This window comes from Niallia sp. FSL W8-0177, from assembly GCF_038006285.1.
Lineage (GTDB): Bacteria > Bacillota > Bacilli > Bacillales > Cytobacillaceae > Niallia > Niallia circulans_A.
This window is the reverse complement of record NZ_JBBOUX010000001.1, coordinates 1,333,440-1,352,753: the sequence shown is the minus strand read 5'-3', so window position 1 is coordinate 1,352,753 and position 19,314 is coordinate 1,333,440. Positions and strand designations below refer to the sequence as shown.

Below are 19,314 nucleotides of genomic sequence, written 5' to 3'. Positions count from 1 at the left end.
TAATCCTAAAAACGTCTAATCCCTTATATACCAATGTTTTAGACGTTTATTAATAAAAGTAATTAAACTAATTAATGGTCTCGATATAACCTGTCATCTTTTTGCTGACAAGATCTTCTCCATTTGTCCAATCATGAAAATTAAAATCGAGAACGGCCCTTCCTTGCGCTAGAGAAGTAAGAATTCTTGATTCTTGGAAAGAGTAGGAAAATGTGTGTAGTGTTCCGAATAGTTCGTCATAATTCCGAAAAAATAAAGGAGAACTTTTCTTTGCAAAAATGCTAAACAACTCTTGCTGTGTTCGTTTCTTCCCTTGAAATGATTGTAAATAATTATTTCTTTTGACGGAACCATCAATAGCTAATCTGTTTTTATCTTGGAGTTCCGAAGTTTGAAAATGATTAACACATGATAAGAGCTTCTCATCCTTTCTAATGCACACTTTTTCTGGAGTAGCTTCTATCACCGCGATGTTTCCTTTTTTATCTCCCACCGAAAAATTGTAGCAGGCTGAATGAGGGATTTCTTTTAGCAGAGCAGATGCATCATCGACCGAAGAACAAGTATCCAAGGCCATCCGTATTGCAGCCCATGGGGAAATACCCTTTGTATAGCCACTATAACTTACAAAATGAAACCCCATTACTAGCCCTTCCTCATTTACTCCATCATGTCTCCCTAAAATTTGCAAATTATATCCTGCGGTGGCCAGCGCATCCTCCGCTTGGATACAACTAAAAATACCATCGTATAGATCAGGGGAAAAATCGTAGTTGCGAACATATGTTTCATCTGTAAGAATAGCCGTGCATCCCATCGCATCTATCTTGGGAACTTGATAACCGCTGAACATAGATGCAGCTCTGATAGACGAAATCCCCAGCCCCTGTGCCAACCCTTCTAATTCTTCTAAAAGATGTGGAGCATAAGCGGAATAGATGGAGTGCATATTTTTATAATCAATGTCCTGTTCGAAAACCTCACTCCACATCTTAATAATAGAACGATCCAATATTCTCTCTGCTGTTTTTAAACCAATATGAAAAGAACGATCCCTAATTTGAATTATATCCACCTCAAAATTAATCATGAAATCCTCTCCATTCTTGTTTCTAAATCTGACTATACTTAAAAGGAAAGATAATTTCCTGTCTTTTTATGCTCTTTTTGGACTGTTATGAAATACATTTTTTATCCAATAGGACCTCTATGTAAAAATGTTGTTATTTGTTGGAAGTCACTTTTAGTCTATAATATTAGACGAGGAGGTAATATGATGGATTACAAATAGCTCTATTTTTAAAGGAGGGAAAACATGTTAAATTTCACCTGGATTAACGAAAGCACTATCGTGGAAGAAGACGGCAGAATAAAAATATACGCTCCACAAGAAACTGATTTTTTCTGTAACAATGGCGCAATTGGAGCAGAAGGTATCACACCTCAATCATTGTGCAACGCGCCATTTTATTATACAGAGGTAGCAGGAGATTTTATCATGAAAGTAAAAGTTTCTCATGATTTTAAGGACACTTATGATTCTGCTTCCATAATGGTTATGAAGGATATGACTTATTGGGCAAAGGCATGTTTTGAATTAACTGATTTTGATACACATGCAGTTGTAAGCGTTGTAACAAAGGAAGAGTCGGATGATGCGAACGGTTGCAATATTGATGCTAATGCTGTATGGTTACAAGTTTGCAGAAGTGGACATTCATTCGCATTCCATTATTCCATAGATGGGGAAAATTATTATATGATGAGATATTTCAGCTTGCCTGTTGATGAGATTATAAAGGTTGGACTATTAGCACAAGCTCCCTTAGGAAATGGCGGAGTGAGAATTTATGAAAACTTGAGCATTGAAAAGAAGACCGTAAAGAATATTCGTATGGGTAAATAGCTAATTCCAAATTTCTTCTGCGATTGGTGTAACAGTCAATCGTTTCTTTTACGTTCACCGACTTTGAATATCCACTATGCAGATGTAACCATCATTAGAATAGCAATCAGCAATAACTCTCCTGCAGTTCCCCCAAAAACTTAGGTAAGGTCCTAACAAAGAATTGCTTCAAATTACTTTACTAATTGAGACATTAATAATAGCGTGTACTTAATCTTTTATATTCGTTAAATTAGAAACAAAATGGCATTTTTTATGCATAATAAATAATCGAAAAAAGAATCCTATGAAAAACAGGGAGGATTCTAAGATGTCATTAAAACTACAACGGTCATACAATATCTTACTGCTTGTTCTATCATGGTTATCGTTAACTCTTATAGATTCACGTAATATAAAAAGATTTTTTCCTGCCACACTCACTATAGGGATAATCGAAATCTTAAATGCATGGATTGGAAAAAAACGAAAGTGGTGGGTTTTCTATAATAAACCAAATTCTTATTGGTTTGGTGAATTACCATTTAATGCTGGACCATTTGTCTTTATCTCACTATGGACACTAAAATTGGCATATGGAAATTTCAAGAAATATCTATTAATCAATGCAATGATACATGCCTTCTTTGCATTTCCTTTTTCATTTTTTGCAAAGAAAATAAAATATTATTCATTGGTTCGATTTAATTATTTCCAATTTTTTATTTATTTCTTTTTAAAAGCACCATTATTATATTTCCTTCAATTTTATTTTGAAAATAAAAATCAATTCAAGTTATTCAAACAAAGATAACCTTTAACGCATACTTTCATGCTGCTAACAGTCTCCCATTATCATTAATGAGAGACTTTTTAATTAAACCTTGAAAAAAAATCACTTCCATATAGTCTTATTATCAATTGTAATCCTTCAAATGCTATGAATATAAAAGAGTTCTAGCATTTATCTCATTCTCATGACCAGTTACCTGATTTCTTAAAATCAAAGCTTTATTCTTTTCTTACTGTCTTATTATTTATATTAGAAATCACCTTCGTGCACTATAAACACTACTTTATTTATATGAATATCCGCATTTCTCCTTCTATCATTAGTTCAAGATAAATTCTTTATATTTCAATACCTAGGATATTCTCTAACTTTTCTTTTCCTTCTATGGTAATTTTCACTGCTCGATCAGGCAGCTTTTCAATCCAATTAAGTTCTAATAATTTTAATAAAACTGCATGACCTAATGATCCTGCTAGATGATAACGCCTTTCGCTCCAGTCTAAACACTTTCTAGCGAAATGTCTTCTTTTATTTCTCAAAGTGTCAAGATCAATTCCAAAATCACGCAAAAACGTTTCTCCCTCTTCCGTTACGCTAAAATTATCCTCTTCCTCAATCATATATCCTTTTACAATAAAGGCTTCGGTTAACTTTACACCAAGTATCCCTGCCAAATGATCATAACAAGTTCGAGCGATTTTAAGCTTTTCTGCTCGTGAAGAATCTTTTAATGAGCGAATGCGCACAGGTGGGGCAATAACGATCAATGTCTCTATTGCTTTAGCAACATCGGTATTTGCTAGACTATAATAGCGGTGTCTGCCATGTTTTTCTACACGGATCAGTTTTCCTTCAACCATTTTAGAAAGATGGCTGCTTGCTGTTTGTAAGGTAACGTCTGCTTTTCTTGCTAGTTCATTCGCTGGAAGTCCATCAAGTCCGAGAAGAGCCTCCAACATAGCCGCTCTTGATGAATCAGCCATTAGTTTTGCAACATATGAAAAATCTGGGCTAATAGCCATGACCATCCTCCCTTTACATTGATAGTTCGATTATAACCGAAGTTTTTATATGCTACTATTATAAATATCAATTTGAAAGGAGATTCACCTAATGGGCAAAACAGATTTATTAATCTTAAATTTTAAAGAGGTACGACGTAGAAGTATAAAAGTTTGGAAAGCAATCCCTCCTCAGCTGCTAAAATGGAAGCCAGACGAAGAGGCCCTTTCATGTGCTGACATGATTAGACATGTTATTGAAGGAGAATATCTTTATCATCAAATGCTTATTAACAAAGGCAGTATCGAGCCCAATTCTTTTCACAATCCATTCGAGCAAAAGGAATTTACAACCGTTGAGGAAGAATTAAAATTCTCTCAACCATATCGTAAGGAATTTTTGACATATATTAAATCAATTAGTAATGATGACCTGGAAAATGGAATGATTGACCGTTCAGATGTTGGTTATATTAGACCACTTGAGGATATGCTCTTGCGTATTGCTTATCACGAATCAGTACATACAGGTCAGTTATTGGGCTATATGAGGACAATGGGGATTGAACGATCGCAAATTTGGGATTAATATTCCCTTATTTTTATATTGTAATTTGATATCTATGTTAAATAGATAAAAATAGAAACAGCGAGAATGCAAGTTTGTAAGTTTAGAAAAAAATTATTCATTCCAACATAAGCGCGATAGGAAGCAACTAATTTACTAATATGGATACGGTGTAGAACCAGACTTAGTTCGTAAATTTTTTGCTTGATGCGCGCTTATTATTATTCTCTTTCTTATCTTTCAAATCCACAGGTAATTTTCTCTTCATGCTTTCTTTCCAATAAAATAATTAAAGTCTTCTTTTTTAAAATATCATTAACAACTTTTGTTTCTTTTTAAAGCTATTATTCCCCCGATTCATCATCTTTACTTTCTTCCTCTTCTGGTTCTCCATTTAGTTGATTAATTTCTTTTGCTAATTGATCTAAAAATTCATCTGAAATAATAAATTTGTTTTCTTTGCTCATAAAATTCCTCCTTTATTAATTAACTTTTATTAAGTCAGTGAAAAGGAAAATAGCTATTTCTATTAGCTTTTCCAGCTTCACAATTATTACACAAAATAACTATTTACATTTCCCAAGTACAAGAGTAAGATAATATCGTTGTTTCAAATTTCTAGATCGCTGAAACCATACGGTACGGGGGAACCATTCTTTGCTGGGCATTTATTATGCCCATGGGGTGAATCCTTTTTAAGGTAGGGCTACTCAAGGCCCGAATCCGACAGCTAACCTCGTAAGCGTTATTATGAGAAGGAAGGTGGAACTTGTGACACAAGAAAATTAACGTGCCTACAAGTCTATTAATAATGGCTTGTAGGCTTTTTTATTTAATTACGTAAATGAGTAAAAACATTATTTGAGGTAGTTATTAATAACACTTATAATCAGGCGGTGAATTCGCATGTTAGGTTCCATTAAAAGATTATTAATTGGACGTCCATTGAAATCCTATGAACTAGGTGAACAAAAACTCAACAAAACAAAAGCTTTAGCGGTTTTATCTTCCGATGCTCTATCTTCGGTTGCATATGGTCCTGAACAAATTTTAATTGCTTTAATAACGATAAGTGCGACTGCGTTTTGGTATTCCATCCCGATTGCAGTAGGAGTATTAATTCTTCTAAGCGCCCTTATCTTGTCCTATAGACAAATCATCTTTGCCTACCCAAATGGCGGCGGTGCTTACATGGTGTCCAAAAGCAATTTAGGTGTAACTCCTGGTTTAATTGCTGGAGGCTCCTTGTTAGTAGATTATATCTTAACGGTTGCAGTAAGTGTCTCTGCTGGTACAGATGCCATTACATCTGCTTTTCCTGTTTTACATGGTTATAACGCAGAGATTGCCATTGCATTTGTACTTCTTCTCACTGTTTTGAATTTGAGAGGAGTGACGGAATCTGCTTCTATATTAGCCTATCCCGTTTATTTATTTGTCTTAGCATTATTTATTCTAATTGGTGTTGGTATCTATAATATATTAACCGGAAATGTTTCATCTGAATTGCATACGCCAATCGGTACTCCTGTAGCGGGAATCAGCTTATTTATTATATTAAAAGCATTTGCTTCAGGAAGCTCTGCTTTAACAGGAGTCGAAGCAATTTCAAATGCGATTCCCAATTTCAAAAAACCAGCGCCTAACAATGCTGCTAAAACACTAGTCATGATGGGAGCTTTACTAGCGGTATTATTTGCAGGGATTGTTACTCTCGCCTATTTTTACGGAATCACACCGAAAGCAGAAGTGACCGTTGTTTCTCAAATTGCTGAGGGAGTCTTTGGGCGTAATTTTATGTATTTCTTTATTCAAGTAACTACAGCCTTGATTTTAATTCTTGCTGCTAATACTGGATATTCTGCTTTTCCTTTACTTGCAGTTAATCTTGCAAAAGATAAATTTGTTCCTAGGATGTTTCTCATTAGAGGAGACCGTCTAGGTTATTCCAATGGGATAATCATTCTTGGTCTAGCTTCCATCCTATTAATATTAGTATTTAACGCAAAAACAGAGCATTTAATTCCACTCTATGCTGTTGGTGTTTTCCTCCCATTCACTTTGTCTCAAAGTGGCATGATGGTTAAATGGCTTAGAGAAAAACCAAAAGGCTGGGTACCGAAATTTATTATTAATACCATTGGTGCAGCGATCAGTTTCATCGTTACAATGGTATTCTTTATAACAAAATTCTCCCAAATATGGTCGATTTTAATTTTCTTGCCTATCATCGTGTTTATCTTTTATAAAATAAATAAGCACTATTTAGCAGTTGGTGATCAGCTTAGACTTACTACTTCTGAACCGCCACTGACTATTCAGGGAAATGTGATGATTGTACCAATAGCAGGAATGACACATGTCGTGGAAAATACGTTAAATTACGTTAAATCACTTAAACCAGAACAAATTATTGCTGTTTATGTTTCTTTTGAGAGAGAAGAAGAAAAAGTATTCGAAGCGAAATGGAATAAATGGCAGCCCGAAATTAGGCTTGTGACACTTCATTCATATTATCGAAGTATCATTAACCCCCTTAGAAAATTTGTTGATACAATTGAACATAAAGCAAAAGAAGGAAACTATCAGGTAACAGTGGTGATTCCGCAATTTATACCGAAGAAAGGCTGGCACAATATCCTTCATAATCAATCTAGTTTATTGATTAGAACATTTTTATTGTACCGAAGAAATGTTGTAATAACAACCGTACCTTATCATTTAAAAAAATAAAATAGCAAAATTGTCCCTATTCAAGCTACAAGGAGTTTCTTTTCATTATAAAAGAGACTCCTTTTTTTATTAATATATAGACTGAAAAAAATCCTTTAATTCAGCCGAAAGAGATTAACCAACTCTGCTTAAGGCCTGATACACTGCCCAACAATGATGTTCGTGAAAAAGCTGGCCTTTCACACTACCAATATCTATCCACTTAATAAAGTGGTCATAGGTTCTTGTATTGTTTCTAACAGTTTCGCCATGTAAAAATATCCTTCGTTTATTAATGGTTCATTCTTACTCGATCGAAAATATCTCTTTGCATCACCGATAAAAGTACCTATGGATATTTTATATCCCGTTTCTTCCAGCATTTCTCTTTCTAGACATTCTTGATAACTTTCATCATTTTCTATTTCGCCACCAGGTAAAAAATAATGCCCTCTGGCATTCTGCACAGTTAATACCTTATCCCTCGCAATATTAGAAAAAGCGCTGTCTCTAAAAATAACAAAGAATTTATATCACTTTGGGCTGGTCAAAGCCCAAGATTAGCTAAACAACAATCTGCAAAAATATTAATCCAAAACATAATGGCAGAAGCAGAAAAAATAATATCCACTATGTGCTAAGGAGCAAAATCGCTCTTTTTATTCTTTCAAGGTATCTAATGCTGGATACTTTAACAATAATTTTTCATTTGCTGATGCCAGTTGCTTGCAATATGCTGCATAAGAAGCACTCAGCTTTTTCATAGCAGGAATGAATACATCATAATAGCCACTTGTATTATTAAACTCTTTGAAAATTTGTTGGATTTTATTAATGGGAGAATTTTTGTATTCCTCAGATTTTATGTACTCCAAGTATCGCTCTATAAAATCCTTACTTTCCGTTAAAAACTGATCAGGATCTTCAATAGACTGCTTTATATTCGCCAGCATGTCCTGCATACTTTCTGTGTCCATATTGTTTGTATTTTCCATTAAGAATAATTGTAAGTCCTCCGCTAACTGAAGTGGCGGAACATTATCTAAAAACGCAATGATTTCTTCATATGCCGATTGCTGCACCGCAGTAGTAATAGGATCTTTTAAAAATCGTGCAAAATGCAGACAAATAAATCGACCGTAGTAATCTGGAAAAGCCTCTAATATCTTTTCGGTTACAGTTTCATGGTGTTCTATCGCTCTCAGTTTCTTACTTATTTCAGCATAATCTTTACAAATGCCGAGTTCGTTCAATAAGGATTTTTTCTCTTGTTCTCTCTGTAACGTCAATTCTTTTTGGATGGATATCCTCAGTAATATGTTATTTGTCTTATCAACAAGCACGGACCTAATTTCTTCTGTACTCAGTCCCAGTTTCCGAAGTACATAAATTTTCTTTAAACATTCAATATCCTTTTCGCTAAAATCCCGATAGCCATTTTCTAACGTATTCGGAATGATTAATTTTTGTTCGATGTAATACTCAATCGCTTTTTTCGTTAAATTTGTTGTCTGACTTGCTTCACTTATTAACATACTACCACCTCTCAACTAAAGCTTAAGCTACCCCCTAAGGTGATAGTCAATCATTTATTTATCAGGATTCTAATATTGCCACTACATGATTTAATTCCTGCAAGGCTTGGGGTTCGATTTTTAATGTGCATGTAGCTTTTCCTGTACCTCCATAGACAAAATCATATTTAAAAAGCTTTTTATCAAGGACACAAGGCAAATTTAAACCGACCATCGGAACACTACCAACCTCAAATCCTGTCACCGTTTTAACTTCCTTTGGAGATGCTAATTTTACTTTGCTACAGTCTAATAGAATTGCTATTTTTTTCAAATCAAGTTTGTCACGCTTACCCGACACGATAAAAACAAAGTATCCTTTATCTGTTTTCAAAATGAACGTGGGAGCAGTCTGTCCTGCCTCAATCTCAAAATAATTCATGCCATCTTCTCTTGAGTGAATCGGTTTTTGATGATGAATGATTTCATACCTATATTTAGATCTTTCTAAAATCTCTTCTAGTTCATTCACAAGAGCACCTCCAATTACGGCTACTATATCATTATTCGGCTGAAGTTGAAAAGAATAGAAAAAAGCACTCCTTATTTGTAAGAAGGAATGCACACCACTTCATATATATGTTTTATATTTAGGTCGGACCAATTGCCCCTTCCCTTGTCTCTTTCGATTTAGCAGTTCCTCTCCTTGATGGCAAGGAACAAACAAGATGTTACCATTGATCAGCACCGGCTATCAACTAGGTGTCACTACCATTCTTTTTTGGGGAAAACTTTATTATAGCTTAAAGAAAAAGCGTCATGGTAATTAGAAGCAAATAAATGCTCCTACAATAATCAATAGAATAAACAATACAACTATTAAAACAAAGTCATTCTTTGGACAAGCTGGTGCGCAATAACCGTAGGCAGGTGTTGTATAAGCTGGTGCTGTATAGGTAGGGAAAGATGGCGCACTCGGAAAAAATTCAGGTGATACATTCGGCTGAGGTGCAGCATTTGCACCAAAAGTTGGAGGTGCATTTACGTTTGCGTACATTTTCATTCATCCTTTCTTTGAGTAAGGCTATCCCTACATCATACTCTCAAAAATGAAAATGGAGCCCGTCTATTGAAAAATGGGTATGTACCCAGCAGCCACCATGTTGCAGAATAAAAACAAATTAACCTTTGTACATATATCCTAGCTGCACTAGATAGTTCTGATACCTTAGAGTTGAAATAGAACTGCGGTTATGATGTACAACAGGTAGTTGTAGTTTGAACGTAGCGCTTCTTGTCTGCTGCCGTGTCAATCTGGATAAATGGGTAAATGATGGTCTCGTTACCAAACTTGACAGAAAGGCAGATCGATTACTTGCTGGTATTCTTATTTCATTAAGATTTTGAATAATTTCCTGATCAGTTCTTATGGAAAAGCCATGTCCGAAAAACCTCCCATCATCCAAAAGTATGGCATTTAGCCCTCTAAACCATGGGGCTGCTAAGTCAAAATCGGGATTTTCAAAGTAGATAATGTCACCAGGCAAAAAACTATTGGAATTAAACGTAACAAGGCCGAGGTCTGTGTCAACATGCCAGCTGTATAGATAAAGATTGCGAAAATGAGTATCGAATGCACGTTTCCCGATCGTCTGTAGTGTAGCATGATAAATGATAATAACAGCAGCAGTTGCACATTCAAATGCATACAGCGAACTGTTCGAATAAATATCCATAATGGCATCAGAAGGCTGCACATCCGGGCTCAGCGAGAACCCCCCGGCCGAGGTTAGTTGCCAGTAAGCAGGGTTGCACCGAGATTGCTCGAAAACAGTAAACTGTGCCTCTGTTTCATTCATTGCTCTTGCACTATTAATGATATTTTTGCGCATTGTCAATTCGAACTGCAATTCCTCTAATGAAGGATAAGAATACATGTTATGATCATCTTGCATGTACTGCAAAATACTTCTTCCGATTTGATCCAATGGCCAATTTTCTGGAAGCTGAAAGGTTGTTCCTGCTATTTGTAACATTTGCTCCTCCATTCAACACTTTTTCTTGCTGGGTATAATTTAAGATATTCTCCTTCCCGCTCAAAAATGTACTTAATTCTCATTGGCTATTAAGAAGCAAATAGTCTGTCACCGATATTTCTCGCCCAATCTTTTTTGCTATTGGCATTGTAAAAGTATAAATAGCATGTATACTTAAACAAAACAAAGAGCAATGCTTGGAAGCATCACCCTAAAAAATCATTTAAAAACATGTAAACGAAACAATTCTTCTTGTATCAATACCAAAAATCATCCAAAACCTGCCGTTCCATCTAAAACCAGCTACAGATCTTGGTCCTATGAAAACAGGAAAAAACCAAAAGCTATCTCCATTACTTAGCCATATATAAGTATTTCGAAACATGCACAAGCTAATGGCACCTGGATCAATCGCAAATGGTGAAGCCGCTGCTTGCTGTGGAATAAATGCGGGAGGAGGTGCGGTTGGAGCTTGTGAAGGTTGTAATCCAGGTATACCTGATGGTCCTCCGAATCCAGGTATACCTCCAGGGCCTCCAAATCCAGGACCTGGGATACCTGGAGTTCCTATAGATCCTGGCGCTGATGGGAATAGAAAATTCAGTCTCTCTGATTGTTGATAGGCATTCGTAGTAGGATATACTTCTTGATTATACATACAAACATAACCACCTTATTTTTTATCAATGTCTAAAGTATTGTATGTTTTCTTTATTTTTAGGTAGCTTATCCGTTGTATAAATGCATGCCTATTTTCTTCCATAACTAGTTTGGCAGCTTAAAATATGGGGTATATTTAAATCTTCCCCTCTAAAAAAGCCAAAAATATGCAAATAACATGCATATTTTCAGCTTATTTATAAATGTTCATCCTCTATAAACACTTTCACAAGTTCCGGCCTTTGGTTCATAAAAACAATGTTGTTTAAATTGACCAGTAAAAGGCTGATCATACCATGTGGATGGACAAGGGCCATATGGATTAAAGTACCACAAAGCAAATTTTGCGGGATGATCTCTCCAGTATTTCACATTTTGAAGCGCTAACCGTCTTTCCGATTCTCTTGCTCTTTGATAAAAGACATTTCCTTTTTGAACAGCTTCAAAAGAGTAATTTCCCCCTTGAACATGAAAAATGACTTGTTCAACAGTCCGTAAATCTTTAAAGTCTAAACAATCTCCAACAACACGGTTAACAATCACATTTCCGACATAGAGCATTCCTTGGTTTCCTTCACCTTCCGCTTCCGCTCTCATCATTCTTGCCATTAAATCAATATCTGCATCCCTGTATGCTATTCTTGCCATTTTTTCACCTCCAAAGTATTTTATGAGAAAAAAACACCTTATAGACCTTGATAAGTAAATATCGGCTTCCCCTATTAGCTGGGAAAGGTTTCTGTAGGTCACAGTTATAATGTACTGTTTTTTATTTCTTTTTATTGCCTGCCACACCCCCTCTTAAAGTTGATTTTTTTAACTAAGAATAGGTCATGTCTAACTGATTTTATATCTTTACTGTTTATGCTTGATTTTTTTCCAACTATACATTATATTTTGTTTAGTAATTGATCAATCACTAAATAAAAGGATGGGAATTTATTGAAAGAAAAACAAAATAGAAGTAATCGCCGAGATGAAATTTTATCTGCTGCCATCGAAGTGTTTGCACAAGAAGGATATTATCGGGCAACAACAATGAAGGTTGCTAATAAAGCGGAGATTTCTCAGCCTTATATATTCCGTTTTTTTTCTTCAAAAGAACTATTACTAGAAGAAGCCTTAAAATTATCATGGTCTAGAATTCAAGCTGCTTTTACACAAGTTATCCAAGCTGCTTCTGCAGAAAATCTAGAAAAGGAACTTATTCAGGCTTATGAAGGAATTATGAGGAATTATGAAAATGAAATCTTGCTACAAATGCAGGCTCAAACAATAAGAGAAACTAATATAGTTACACTTATGCAAGAGGAGTTTTTAAAGGTACATTCCATCGTATATACGGCCTTTCAAACAGCTGGTGTCTCTAACCCCTCTGAAAAAACTTTATTATTTTTAGCCCGTGGAATGTTGTGTAACATATCACTAGCTTTAAATTTGCCAAAATTAATGGAAATAGACGACTAACTATCGTCTATTTTATTAAAATTTAGTTATTGATCAATTACTAAATAAAATAGAAAGGCTGAACTTATTATGAAAAATGTTATTGTATTAGGTGCAACCGGCGGTACTGGAGCTGCCATTACAGAGGAATTACTAAATAGAGGAATTAAAACGATAGCTTTTGGTAGATCTATGGAAAAACTTCGTAGCTTAAAAGAAAAATTGAGTAATAGCAATTTATTGACATTGAAAGCAGGAAATGCCTTTGACAATAACAGTATTTATGAGGCTGCTAAAGATGTTGACGTAATTTTTCAATGTGCAGCTGTTCCATATGTGGAAATGCATCATTCTCAAATCCCTTTAGGAAAGGCTGTCATGACTGCTGCGGATAAACGTAGCAAAAAAATCGTATTTATTGATGGAATATATCCCTATGGAAAAGCAAGAACCCCATTAGTCGATGAGGAACATCCAAAAAATCCCCATACTAAGAAGGGAAAAGTTAAACTTGAATTAGAAAAACTAATTTTCAGTAATGATTGGATAAAGGTCGAACCAATGATTATAAGACTTCCAGATTATTATGGCCCTACAGCAAATTTCAACTCCTATTTAGGGATGACGTTGGTAAATATAGCGAAAGGAAAAATATCTTCTTATATTGGTTCTCTTTCTATTCCAAGAGAGTATGTATATCTACCCGATGCGGCAAAAATGATAATAGAACTTGCTATGAATAATGATGCATACGGACAAAACTGGAATATCCCAGGAAACATTATAACCGGCAAGAGACTCATCCAGATAGCCCAATCTACAGCAGGAAAATCTGCTACGGTAATCCCCTTAACAAGATACATGTTAAAGCTGATTGGAATATTCAGCCCTGTTATGAAAGAGATGGTTGAAATGTCTTATTTAACAGAAACTCCTGTTTACTTAGATGGCAGCAAGTATAAAAAGACAATTGGTTCCTTAATCCAAACTTCATTTGAAGTAGGTATAGCCGAAACAATTCGCTCCATTCAAAAAGACACTCAGTCAGCCAAATAATATATTCAGATATTGAGAGAATTTAGGATATAATTATTCTAGCTTCTAAATAAATTCTAATAATTAAACAGAAATACTAAAGAAAGATTCTTATATTCATTCTCATTTTTTAAGGATGCAGTTTCATGAAGGTTTATTTCTAATACCAACAGCGTGAATACACTTATCTTACTACTAAATCAATGCTAAACCCTCGTGTAGTTCACGCAGTAGCCCTGATACCAATAGGAATTATCTTGTCTTCAAGCTGCTTTATTTTTTTTTAACTAATTAATTTTATGAACGATTATTCATCTTTACAATTTGGCTATTTCGTTTTGCAATATAAGCTTCAGCTTCATCATTTATTCCAATAAGCTTTAGCTTCCTCTTCCAGTGCCTTTAATCTTTTGTAGTAATCAGGGAACTCATTAAGATGAGCTAATGCAATCTTTCCAGTAATAATAGGATCATCATCTGTGACATTTGTTTGACTAGATATTTTTCCATGTTCAAGCTCTGTATTTACTCCCACCCAGAACTCATCTAAATCAAACATACTTTTATTGAAATCAATACCTAAAAGTAAAGCAATTGCTGCCGCTTCTTCTCTAGAAAAGGATTTAGCCCGAGCCGCATAACGATTATTTCTATACCCATTTGTACTTGGATAAACGTAGGGCATCACATAATTACCACTGTTAATGAAGTGATTCAAATACAGACCATTATAATTGTACAAAGCACATCTCTCCTAAAAGGTAGTTATCAACAATATACGTTAATTACCTTTTTTTGAGCATGTCTAGTTAGTGCCAGATACGTTTTTTAACAAACTAGAAAATACTATATCTGCATAATATAATTCCAACGATAACTAGCTCTTTTATCATTACTATTCTTTGTCAATAGGCGAATGAATATGATCTGTAAAAGTATCAATATAAATATTCCCATTCGCTGCAAGAACTGCATAAACCACTTCATTTTTCGTTACATTACGTTTTCTTAACTCTGATTGCAGCCAAGAATCGGAAAGATTATTTTGTTCTAAGTTCTCCTTAATTATTTCACCATCCATAATGAGTTCAATTGGCAGCCTATGTTCAGGCAGCACCTGCACCATTAAATCCTGCCTAGTTACGCTCCTATATTGTGGCTTTTTTAATACTGTCATTGACCCATTCGTCTCAATAATGGCAAATAGAACCTCTTCTACATTAAACACATCTTTCTCTCTAAGTTGTTGATTTAAATAATCTATTGTATATCGCATTTTATTCATGTTTTTTTCTAAAACTTTACCATTTTGTATTACAATAGTTGGATCGCCAGCTAGAAATTTTCTTGCTTTCCTGTTTTTCAACGACAATATCGCAATGAGAAAAATAACGATTACATAAATAGAAAATGCAATGATCGTATGATGTACTTTTATAGAAGTATTAAATGCTAAATTCGCTGATATTGCTCCCATCGAAATTGTTGCAACAAAATCAAAGATAGTCATTTGCGATATAGTTTGTTTACCTAATATTCGGGCACCAATCAATAAAAGTCCAAAAGAAGTAATAGATCTTAAAATAACTTCAATATGTTCAGGCAACGTTTCACCTCATTATTTGTTTTTTTGTTATTCTTAGCTTAGGATAAAATTATAATTCGTAATAAGTAATAATTCGATTTTAATCGTATCTTACTTAATTAATCCTCTTTGTTCCTTTAATAAAGTTCAAGTTGGCCGATAATATTAGCAATGAAATTTCTCAGCAGGTTTTACTGATTATTTCCTTTTCATAGAACCCTCCTCTTCAACCACTGCGGGTAATCACTTTTTCGTGTCAGAGCATTCTAGACTAATTAGACAAAGCTCATAGTGTTGTTGTACAAGAAACTGGAATCCTTAATAGTATCATAACAATAAGTTTCAATGAAGTTCTTTGTGCCTACCTGCTTCCTCATGTCTTTTGCTATTTCGTTACGCCATCCAGGAGTATGTATTAACTTCTGTTTCAAATCTACAAATCTAACAAACACTTTTGAAAGAACGGCAGATGTATTTTTATGCTCGACGAACCATTCTTTCAACAAGACTTGAAGTAGAGGCTATTAATCGAAGAAACTTTCTGATTTTTCGTTGCACTGGATCATCCTCTTGCAAAGCAAACTGTTCTGCTGGAATAAGATTTTCACGGATAAATATTAGCTTTAAAGAATATACATAAGATATTAAAGGTACTTGATTCTGTATAAATTATATCTTTCTGCAAAAAAAGGCATCCTGCTTTATTAACTGGATGCCTTAAATTATGCTTCTACATTAGGTATATCCACATAGATTTATAAATCTTCACTTATCTATACTCCTTCACCGTTAACCTAATCTAACGGGTACGAAGTTCTGCGAATAAGCGAGTATTCGAGAAAAAATTGTATTAAACTGAAGGAGTTTAATGTGTTTCTTCATAAATATGACCTTTTACAATTTTTCCATTACAAAAGTACTTATTTTTCTTAGCGCTAGCATAAGAAAATTGCTGCCTTACTATTTAAATTATTACTTCGCAATTTTAAAACATTTCTTCTAATTCTTCAGCCATTTCAAATATCCTTTGATTATGCAGCATGATCGAATATTCTTATTAAGCTTTTTTCTATTAACCTAGCGACGTTTAGAAAGTTGCAGTAAATCAATAACTAATAGAAAAAATCATCAGACTTCATTAAAATCTAAATTAATTGGCTCTAGCGGTAAAGTATCTCGTATCAGCATATTAGTCGATTGCACAGAAAGATTTACTTCTTCAAATTTAAAACCATCAGCCCATACTTTACCTCTTCCTGTTAGCAGGACTCCGAAGTGGATCGATTTACTTTCTTTCGGAACATCTAAAACTATCGTATAAAAGTTCCAATCTGTTGTACCTTCTATCGGCCGATCGTCCATATTATCAAATTGGATTACATCGCTTAAAGCATTGTCTACTCGACACCAGACTCCACACTTTCTAACTTCTTCTGTCTTTATAAAGCAAGACATTTTAATACGTTTTCCTTTCCAATTATCTGCAGAAAAACTTTGCATCATTGTTCCAAATTGTCCTTCTCCTATATCTGATTTTGAAGTCAGCAAGCCTGATTTCGTACCTGTATGAAATACTTGTTCATCTGTTCTCATTTCATATAATGCTGGGTTTGAACCGCTTAAATTCCATCCTTTAATTATTGTATGATCACTCATCACTTTTTCCTCCATTCCTTGAAGTATTCGCATTACTCTGCGGTATTTTCCTGGCGGCATTGTATATAGCTCTTTAAAAGAACGTGTGAAAGCTTCTTGTGACTGAAAATGTAATTTAAACGCAATGTCAATTAGCGATTCATCTGAATATAATAATTGCATTGCTGCTGTTGCCAGTCTTCGTTTTCGAATATATTCACTTATCGTCAATCCAGTTTCCTCTTTAAAGATTCGTGATAAATGAAATTTTGAATAACCGATTTTTGATGCATAATCCTCTAAATGCCAATCTTCTAACAAATAGTCTTCTAGAAAACAAATTACATCTTGAGCTACTTTGCGATACACCTTACTCACCTCACTTATAATATTAGAGGATAACCGATTATATTTTTTGATATTATTTGCTAGCTTTATTATGTTTTAATCTGGTAGAGATTTTCTCTTGTGGATAAGTTGGTTTACAATTAAACGATCGTTCCTATTATACCGATTTAAAGTCGAATAAGAAAAAGGGAACAAGTAACTGTAAGGTTCTTGGGAATAATATTCTAACCAAATAAAAAAACGAACAATTATACGAAGAATTTTCGTTGAACTGTTCGGGTAATTTATTTTAAGAAAGAAAACTGGTGGTAATCCCTGCTGATTGGATACACTTCGCTTTTATAGGTTTTAAAGTTTTAAGACACGGTCTTTCTTCACCTGCAGGCTCTAAAAAAGCTTCCAATGAATCCATGTGTATTCTGTCTGCTCCATTTTTCCTACTAACAATGTTTAAAGGTTGGAAAAATATAGGAATATCGAAACGAATTTGTTTCACTACTAAATTAGAGTTTGTTTTCTTTACCCATTATCCATTTTGTTTTCCACCCTATTCTATTGACATCCACTATTATTATCTCTTTATGGAACATAAATCTTTTAATTGTATGTATTGAACCATTTACGCAATTGATTAATATGTGCTTGATGATATCTGTTATGGTCTGCCAGATGCCAAATCCCCCATTGAATGGTTGCATCGTTTCCATCCTCATATTCCACTGTTTGAAGTATATCTTTATCCGTTAGCTGGCAGCATAAAGATTTAAGCAAAGATAAAACATAATCATATTCGTTTAGAAGTACTTCTAATGAAATATCTGTAACTTGCGGTAATTGATTATTTTTATCTAACATTGGTCCATATCTATCTTCAAGTTCTTTGGGAATTAGCTTTCCTCTTATTCGGTAGACCCAATTTAAGTCAACATACATTAAATGTCTCAGTAATTGCGCAGTACTATTGTCATTTTGACTAGGACCTTTGTATTCTAGCTCCTCTTGATTCATACCAGCCACAATCGATTTGAGTCTTTGATAATTATTTTCTACCATGGAATATAGCATTCCGACAATTGGATCCATTTGCGAATCGCCCTTTAAATCTAATAGCATATTAATTCCCCTCTTCATTTACCAATATAATCCACAATTATATTTCCTATAAAATTTTTCCTATGAAACTCACATACTTCGTTGTACACCATAAGAAAATGCCATCCAAACTCTAAAGGAAAGCATCATTAATTCAAGTAATATCCAAGTTTTTCAAAACTCTTTGTTTTAAATAATTATACTGTTTCTCATTTGTATCCATATATGCTTCTTCTCTGTTTGAAGGAAAATCCATGTATACGATAGCTTCTCTAAATTGAGATGCTGTAAAATCGTATCGTTTCCCATCCAAAACATTATAAAAATGCCATCCATCAGGAAATTTAGTTTTTTTAATTTCTCCACCTAATATATCATTTACTACTAATGTGGTTACACCGCAATGTCCCTTAGCTGGATTGTCCTCCCTCCATTTTGAACTTGATTCTAAAGACCAAGATTTATACAGAGCTGCTTCTATCTGTTTTATTTTTAATGAGTTGTTCCCCATATAATTCAGTTCCCCCTGTTACAAAAGCATATTTTTCCTGATTACTATTTTTTAGCAATCCTACTCTAACAAAATAACATGAATTCTTCTTAAATTCATGAATCTTTTTAATCCACTAAAACCCTATCTCCTTTACTTGTCGGTTGAGAAGTCACCAAAAACTCTACTTCATTATTTGATTTATTAAACATTTGGTGTGGCACTAAAGGTGGAACCTCTATTCCCTCGTACGGTTTTAAAGTTATTTCTTTGCCGTCAACTTCAATCGTTGCTACTCCTGATAAAACATAGAAAAACTGGCGTGCGTGTTGATGATAATGTCTTACTTCTGATGTATGAGCAGGCATACGTTCATGAATTATACTCAAATCTTGGCTCTTCACTAAATGCCATCCATCACAATTATCTCCCCATAGGTAATGTTCCGCATTGCTTTTATTTTTTTTCATTCTTTTTCTCTCCCCCCTTGTATAAATAACACAACTCCATCCAT

The 19,314-nt window shown here is 34.3% G+C and carries 23 protein-coding genes and 1 riboswitch; of the genes, 6 read left to right on the top strand and 17 right to left on the bottom strand.

The window, feature by feature from the left end; translation table 11 throughout:
• Positions 1–67 precede the first annotated feature (67 nt).
• Positions 68–1,090 (bottom strand): C45 family autoproteolytic acyltransferase/hydolase, encoded by a 1,023-nt coding sequence (locus tag NST77_RS06415; protein WP_095329296.1) that lies wholly within the window; start codon positions 1,088–1,090, stop codon positions 68–70.
• 225 nt (positions 1,091–1,315) lie between these two features.
• Between NST77_RS06415 and NST77_RS06410 the strand changes: the two genes are divergently transcribed.
• Together NST77_RS06410 and NST77_RS06405 are read left to right on the top strand one after the other, a co-directional pair.
• The gene (locus NST77_RS06410; RefSeq protein ID WP_095329295.1) at positions 1,316–1,906 is read left to right on the top strand and encodes a DUF1349 domain-containing protein; all 591 of its coding nucleotides are present in this window, start codon (positions 1,316–1,318) and stop codon (positions 1,904–1,906) included.
• 310 nt (positions 1,907–2,216) lie between these two features.
• The gene (locus NST77_RS06405) at positions 2,217–2,699 is read left to right on the top strand and encodes a hypothetical protein (protein ID WP_095329294.1); all 483 of its coding nucleotides are present in this window, start codon (positions 2,217–2,219) and stop codon (positions 2,697–2,699) included.
• A 317-nt stretch (positions 2,700–3,016) separates the two neighbouring features.
• Here the strand turns inward: NST77_RS06405 and NST77_RS06400 are convergent, their stop codons facing one another.
• Entirely contained in the window at positions 3,017–3,700 is a 684-nt protein-coding gene (locus tag NST77_RS06400) for an ArsR/SmtB family transcription factor (RefSeq protein ID WP_341122806.1), read from the bottom strand.
• A gap of 91 nt (positions 3,701–3,791) precedes the next feature.
• On the opposite strand from NST77_RS06400, the gene NST77_RS06395 reads away from it, so the two are divergent.
• A complete protein-coding gene (locus NST77_RS06395) occupies positions 3,792–4,268 on the top strand; it encodes a DinB family protein (protein ID WP_095329292.1) in 477 nt (158 codons plus the stop codon).
• Positions 4,269–4,591: 323 nt separating this feature from the next.
• Here NST77_RS06395 and NST77_RS06390 read toward each other — a convergent pair whose 3' ends face one another.
• On the bottom strand, positions 4,592–4,714 hold the full coding sequence (locus tag NST77_RS06390; RefSeq protein ID WP_095329291.1) for a hypothetical protein: 123 nt from the start codon (positions 4,712–4,714) through the stop codon (positions 4,592–4,594).
• A gap of 147 nt (positions 4,715–4,861) precedes the next feature.
• Positions 4,862–5,007, top strand: a riboswitch (cyclic di-AMP (ydaO/yuaA leader).
• 146 nt (positions 5,008–5,153) lie between these two features.
• Here NST77_RS06390 and NST77_RS06385 point away from each other — a divergent pair.
• Positions 5,154–6,980: an APC family permease gene (locus tag NST77_RS06385; protein WP_095329290.1), complete on the top strand. Its 1,827-nt coding sequence runs from the start codon at positions 5,154–5,156 to the stop codon at positions 6,978–6,980.
• Between the two features lie 194 nt (positions 6,981–7,174).
• Here the strand turns inward: NST77_RS06385 and NST77_RS06380 are convergent, their stop codons facing one another.
• The 7 genes from NST77_RS06380 to NST77_RS06350 all read right to left on the bottom strand — a co-directional run bounded on the left by NST77_RS06380 (position 7,175) and on the right by NST77_RS06350 (position 11,817).
• Positions 7,175–7,450 (bottom strand): NUDIX domain-containing protein, encoded by a 276-nt coding sequence (locus NST77_RS06380; protein WP_412973416.1) that lies wholly within the window; start codon positions 7,448–7,450, stop codon positions 7,175–7,177.
• 168 nt (positions 7,451–7,618) lie between these two features.
• A complete protein-coding gene (locus NST77_RS06375; RefSeq protein ID WP_095329289.1) occupies positions 7,619–8,494 on the bottom strand; it encodes a MerR family transcriptional regulator in 876 nt (291 codons plus the stop codon).
• A 61-nt stretch (positions 8,495–8,555) separates the two neighbouring features.
• Complete coding sequence (locus NST77_RS06370; RefSeq protein WP_095329288.1) at positions 8,556–9,005, bottom strand: aminoacyl-tRNA deacylase; 450 nt, start codon at positions 9,003–9,005, stop codon at positions 8,556–8,558.
• A 294-nt stretch (positions 9,006–9,299) separates the two neighbouring features.
• Entirely contained in the window at positions 9,300–9,530 is a 231-nt protein-coding gene (locus NST77_RS06365) for a YjcZ family sporulation protein (protein ID WP_217279710.1), read from the bottom strand.
• A gap of 124 nt (positions 9,531–9,654) precedes the next feature.
• On the bottom strand, positions 9,655–10,509 hold the full coding sequence (locus tag NST77_RS06360) for a protein-glutamine gamma-glutamyltransferase (RefSeq protein ID WP_095329286.1): 855 nt from the start codon (positions 10,507–10,509) through the stop codon (positions 9,655–9,657).
• A 223-nt stretch (positions 10,510–10,732) separates the two neighbouring features.
• Positions 10,733–11,167, bottom strand: coding sequence for a collagen-like protein (locus NST77_RS06355; protein WP_328587981.1), 435 nt, complete (start codon positions 11,165–11,167; stop codon positions 10,733–10,735).
• A 209-nt stretch (positions 11,168–11,376) separates the two neighbouring features.
• Entirely contained in the window at positions 11,377–11,817 is a 441-nt protein-coding gene (locus NST77_RS06350; RefSeq protein ID WP_047940108.1) for a cell wall hydrolase, read from the bottom strand.
• Positions 11,818–12,111: 294 nt separating this feature from the next.
• On the opposite strand from NST77_RS06350, the gene NST77_RS06345 reads away from it, so the two are divergent.
• Together NST77_RS06345 and NST77_RS06340 are read left to right on the top strand one after the other, a co-directional pair.
• On the top strand, positions 12,112–12,636 hold the full coding sequence (locus NST77_RS06345) for a TetR/AcrR family transcriptional regulator (protein ID WP_095329285.1): 525 nt from the start codon (positions 12,112–12,114) through the stop codon (positions 12,634–12,636).
• A 69-nt stretch (positions 12,637–12,705) separates the two neighbouring features.
• Positions 12,706–13,671, top strand: a complete 966-nt coding sequence (locus NST77_RS06340) for an NAD-dependent epimerase/dehydratase family protein (protein ID WP_095329284.1) — start codon at positions 12,706–12,708, stop codon at positions 13,669–13,671.
• 340 nt (positions 13,672–14,011) lie between these two features.
• Here NST77_RS06340 and NST77_RS06335 read toward each other — a convergent pair whose 3' ends face one another.
• From NST77_RS06335 to NST77_RS06305, 7 genes are all read right to left on the bottom strand, one after another.
• A complete protein-coding gene (locus NST77_RS06335) occupies positions 14,012–14,392 on the bottom strand; it encodes a DUF5661 family protein (protein WP_235850226.1) in 381 nt (126 codons plus the stop codon).
• A gap of 153 nt (positions 14,393–14,545) precedes the next feature.
• Positions 14,546–15,256 carry a DUF421 domain-containing protein gene (locus NST77_RS06330; protein WP_095329283.1) on the bottom strand — a complete coding sequence of 237 codons (711 nt, stop codon included), beginning with the start codon at positions 15,254–15,256 and terminating at the stop codon, positions 14,546–14,548.
• Between the two features lie 1,107 nt (positions 15,257–16,363).
• Positions 16,364–17,239: a helix-turn-helix transcriptional regulator gene (locus tag NST77_RS06325; RefSeq protein WP_095329282.1), complete on the bottom strand. Its 876-nt coding sequence runs from the start codon at positions 17,237–17,239 to the stop codon at positions 16,364–16,366.
• A 268-nt stretch (positions 17,240–17,507) separates the two neighbouring features.
• Positions 17,508–17,714 (bottom strand): hypothetical protein, encoded by a 207-nt coding sequence (locus tag NST77_RS06320; protein ID WP_204259870.1) that lies wholly within the window; start codon positions 17,712–17,714, stop codon positions 17,508–17,510.
• A gap of 101 nt (positions 17,715–17,815) precedes the next feature.
• Positions 17,816–18,331, bottom strand: a complete 516-nt coding sequence (locus tag NST77_RS06315) for a DinB family protein (RefSeq protein WP_172859351.1) — start codon at positions 18,329–18,331, stop codon at positions 17,816–17,818.
• A gap of 133 nt (positions 18,332–18,464) precedes the next feature.
• Positions 18,465–18,821, bottom strand: coding sequence for a YunG family protein (locus tag NST77_RS06310; RefSeq protein ID WP_095329280.1), 357 nt, complete (start codon positions 18,819–18,821; stop codon positions 18,465–18,467).
• A 107-nt stretch (positions 18,822–18,928) separates the two neighbouring features.
• Positions 18,929–19,270 carry a cupin domain-containing protein gene (locus tag NST77_RS06305; protein ID WP_095329279.1) on the bottom strand — a complete coding sequence of 114 codons (342 nt, stop codon included), beginning with the start codon at positions 19,268–19,270 and terminating at the stop codon, positions 18,929–18,931.
• Positions 19,271–19,314 lie beyond the last annotated feature (44 nt).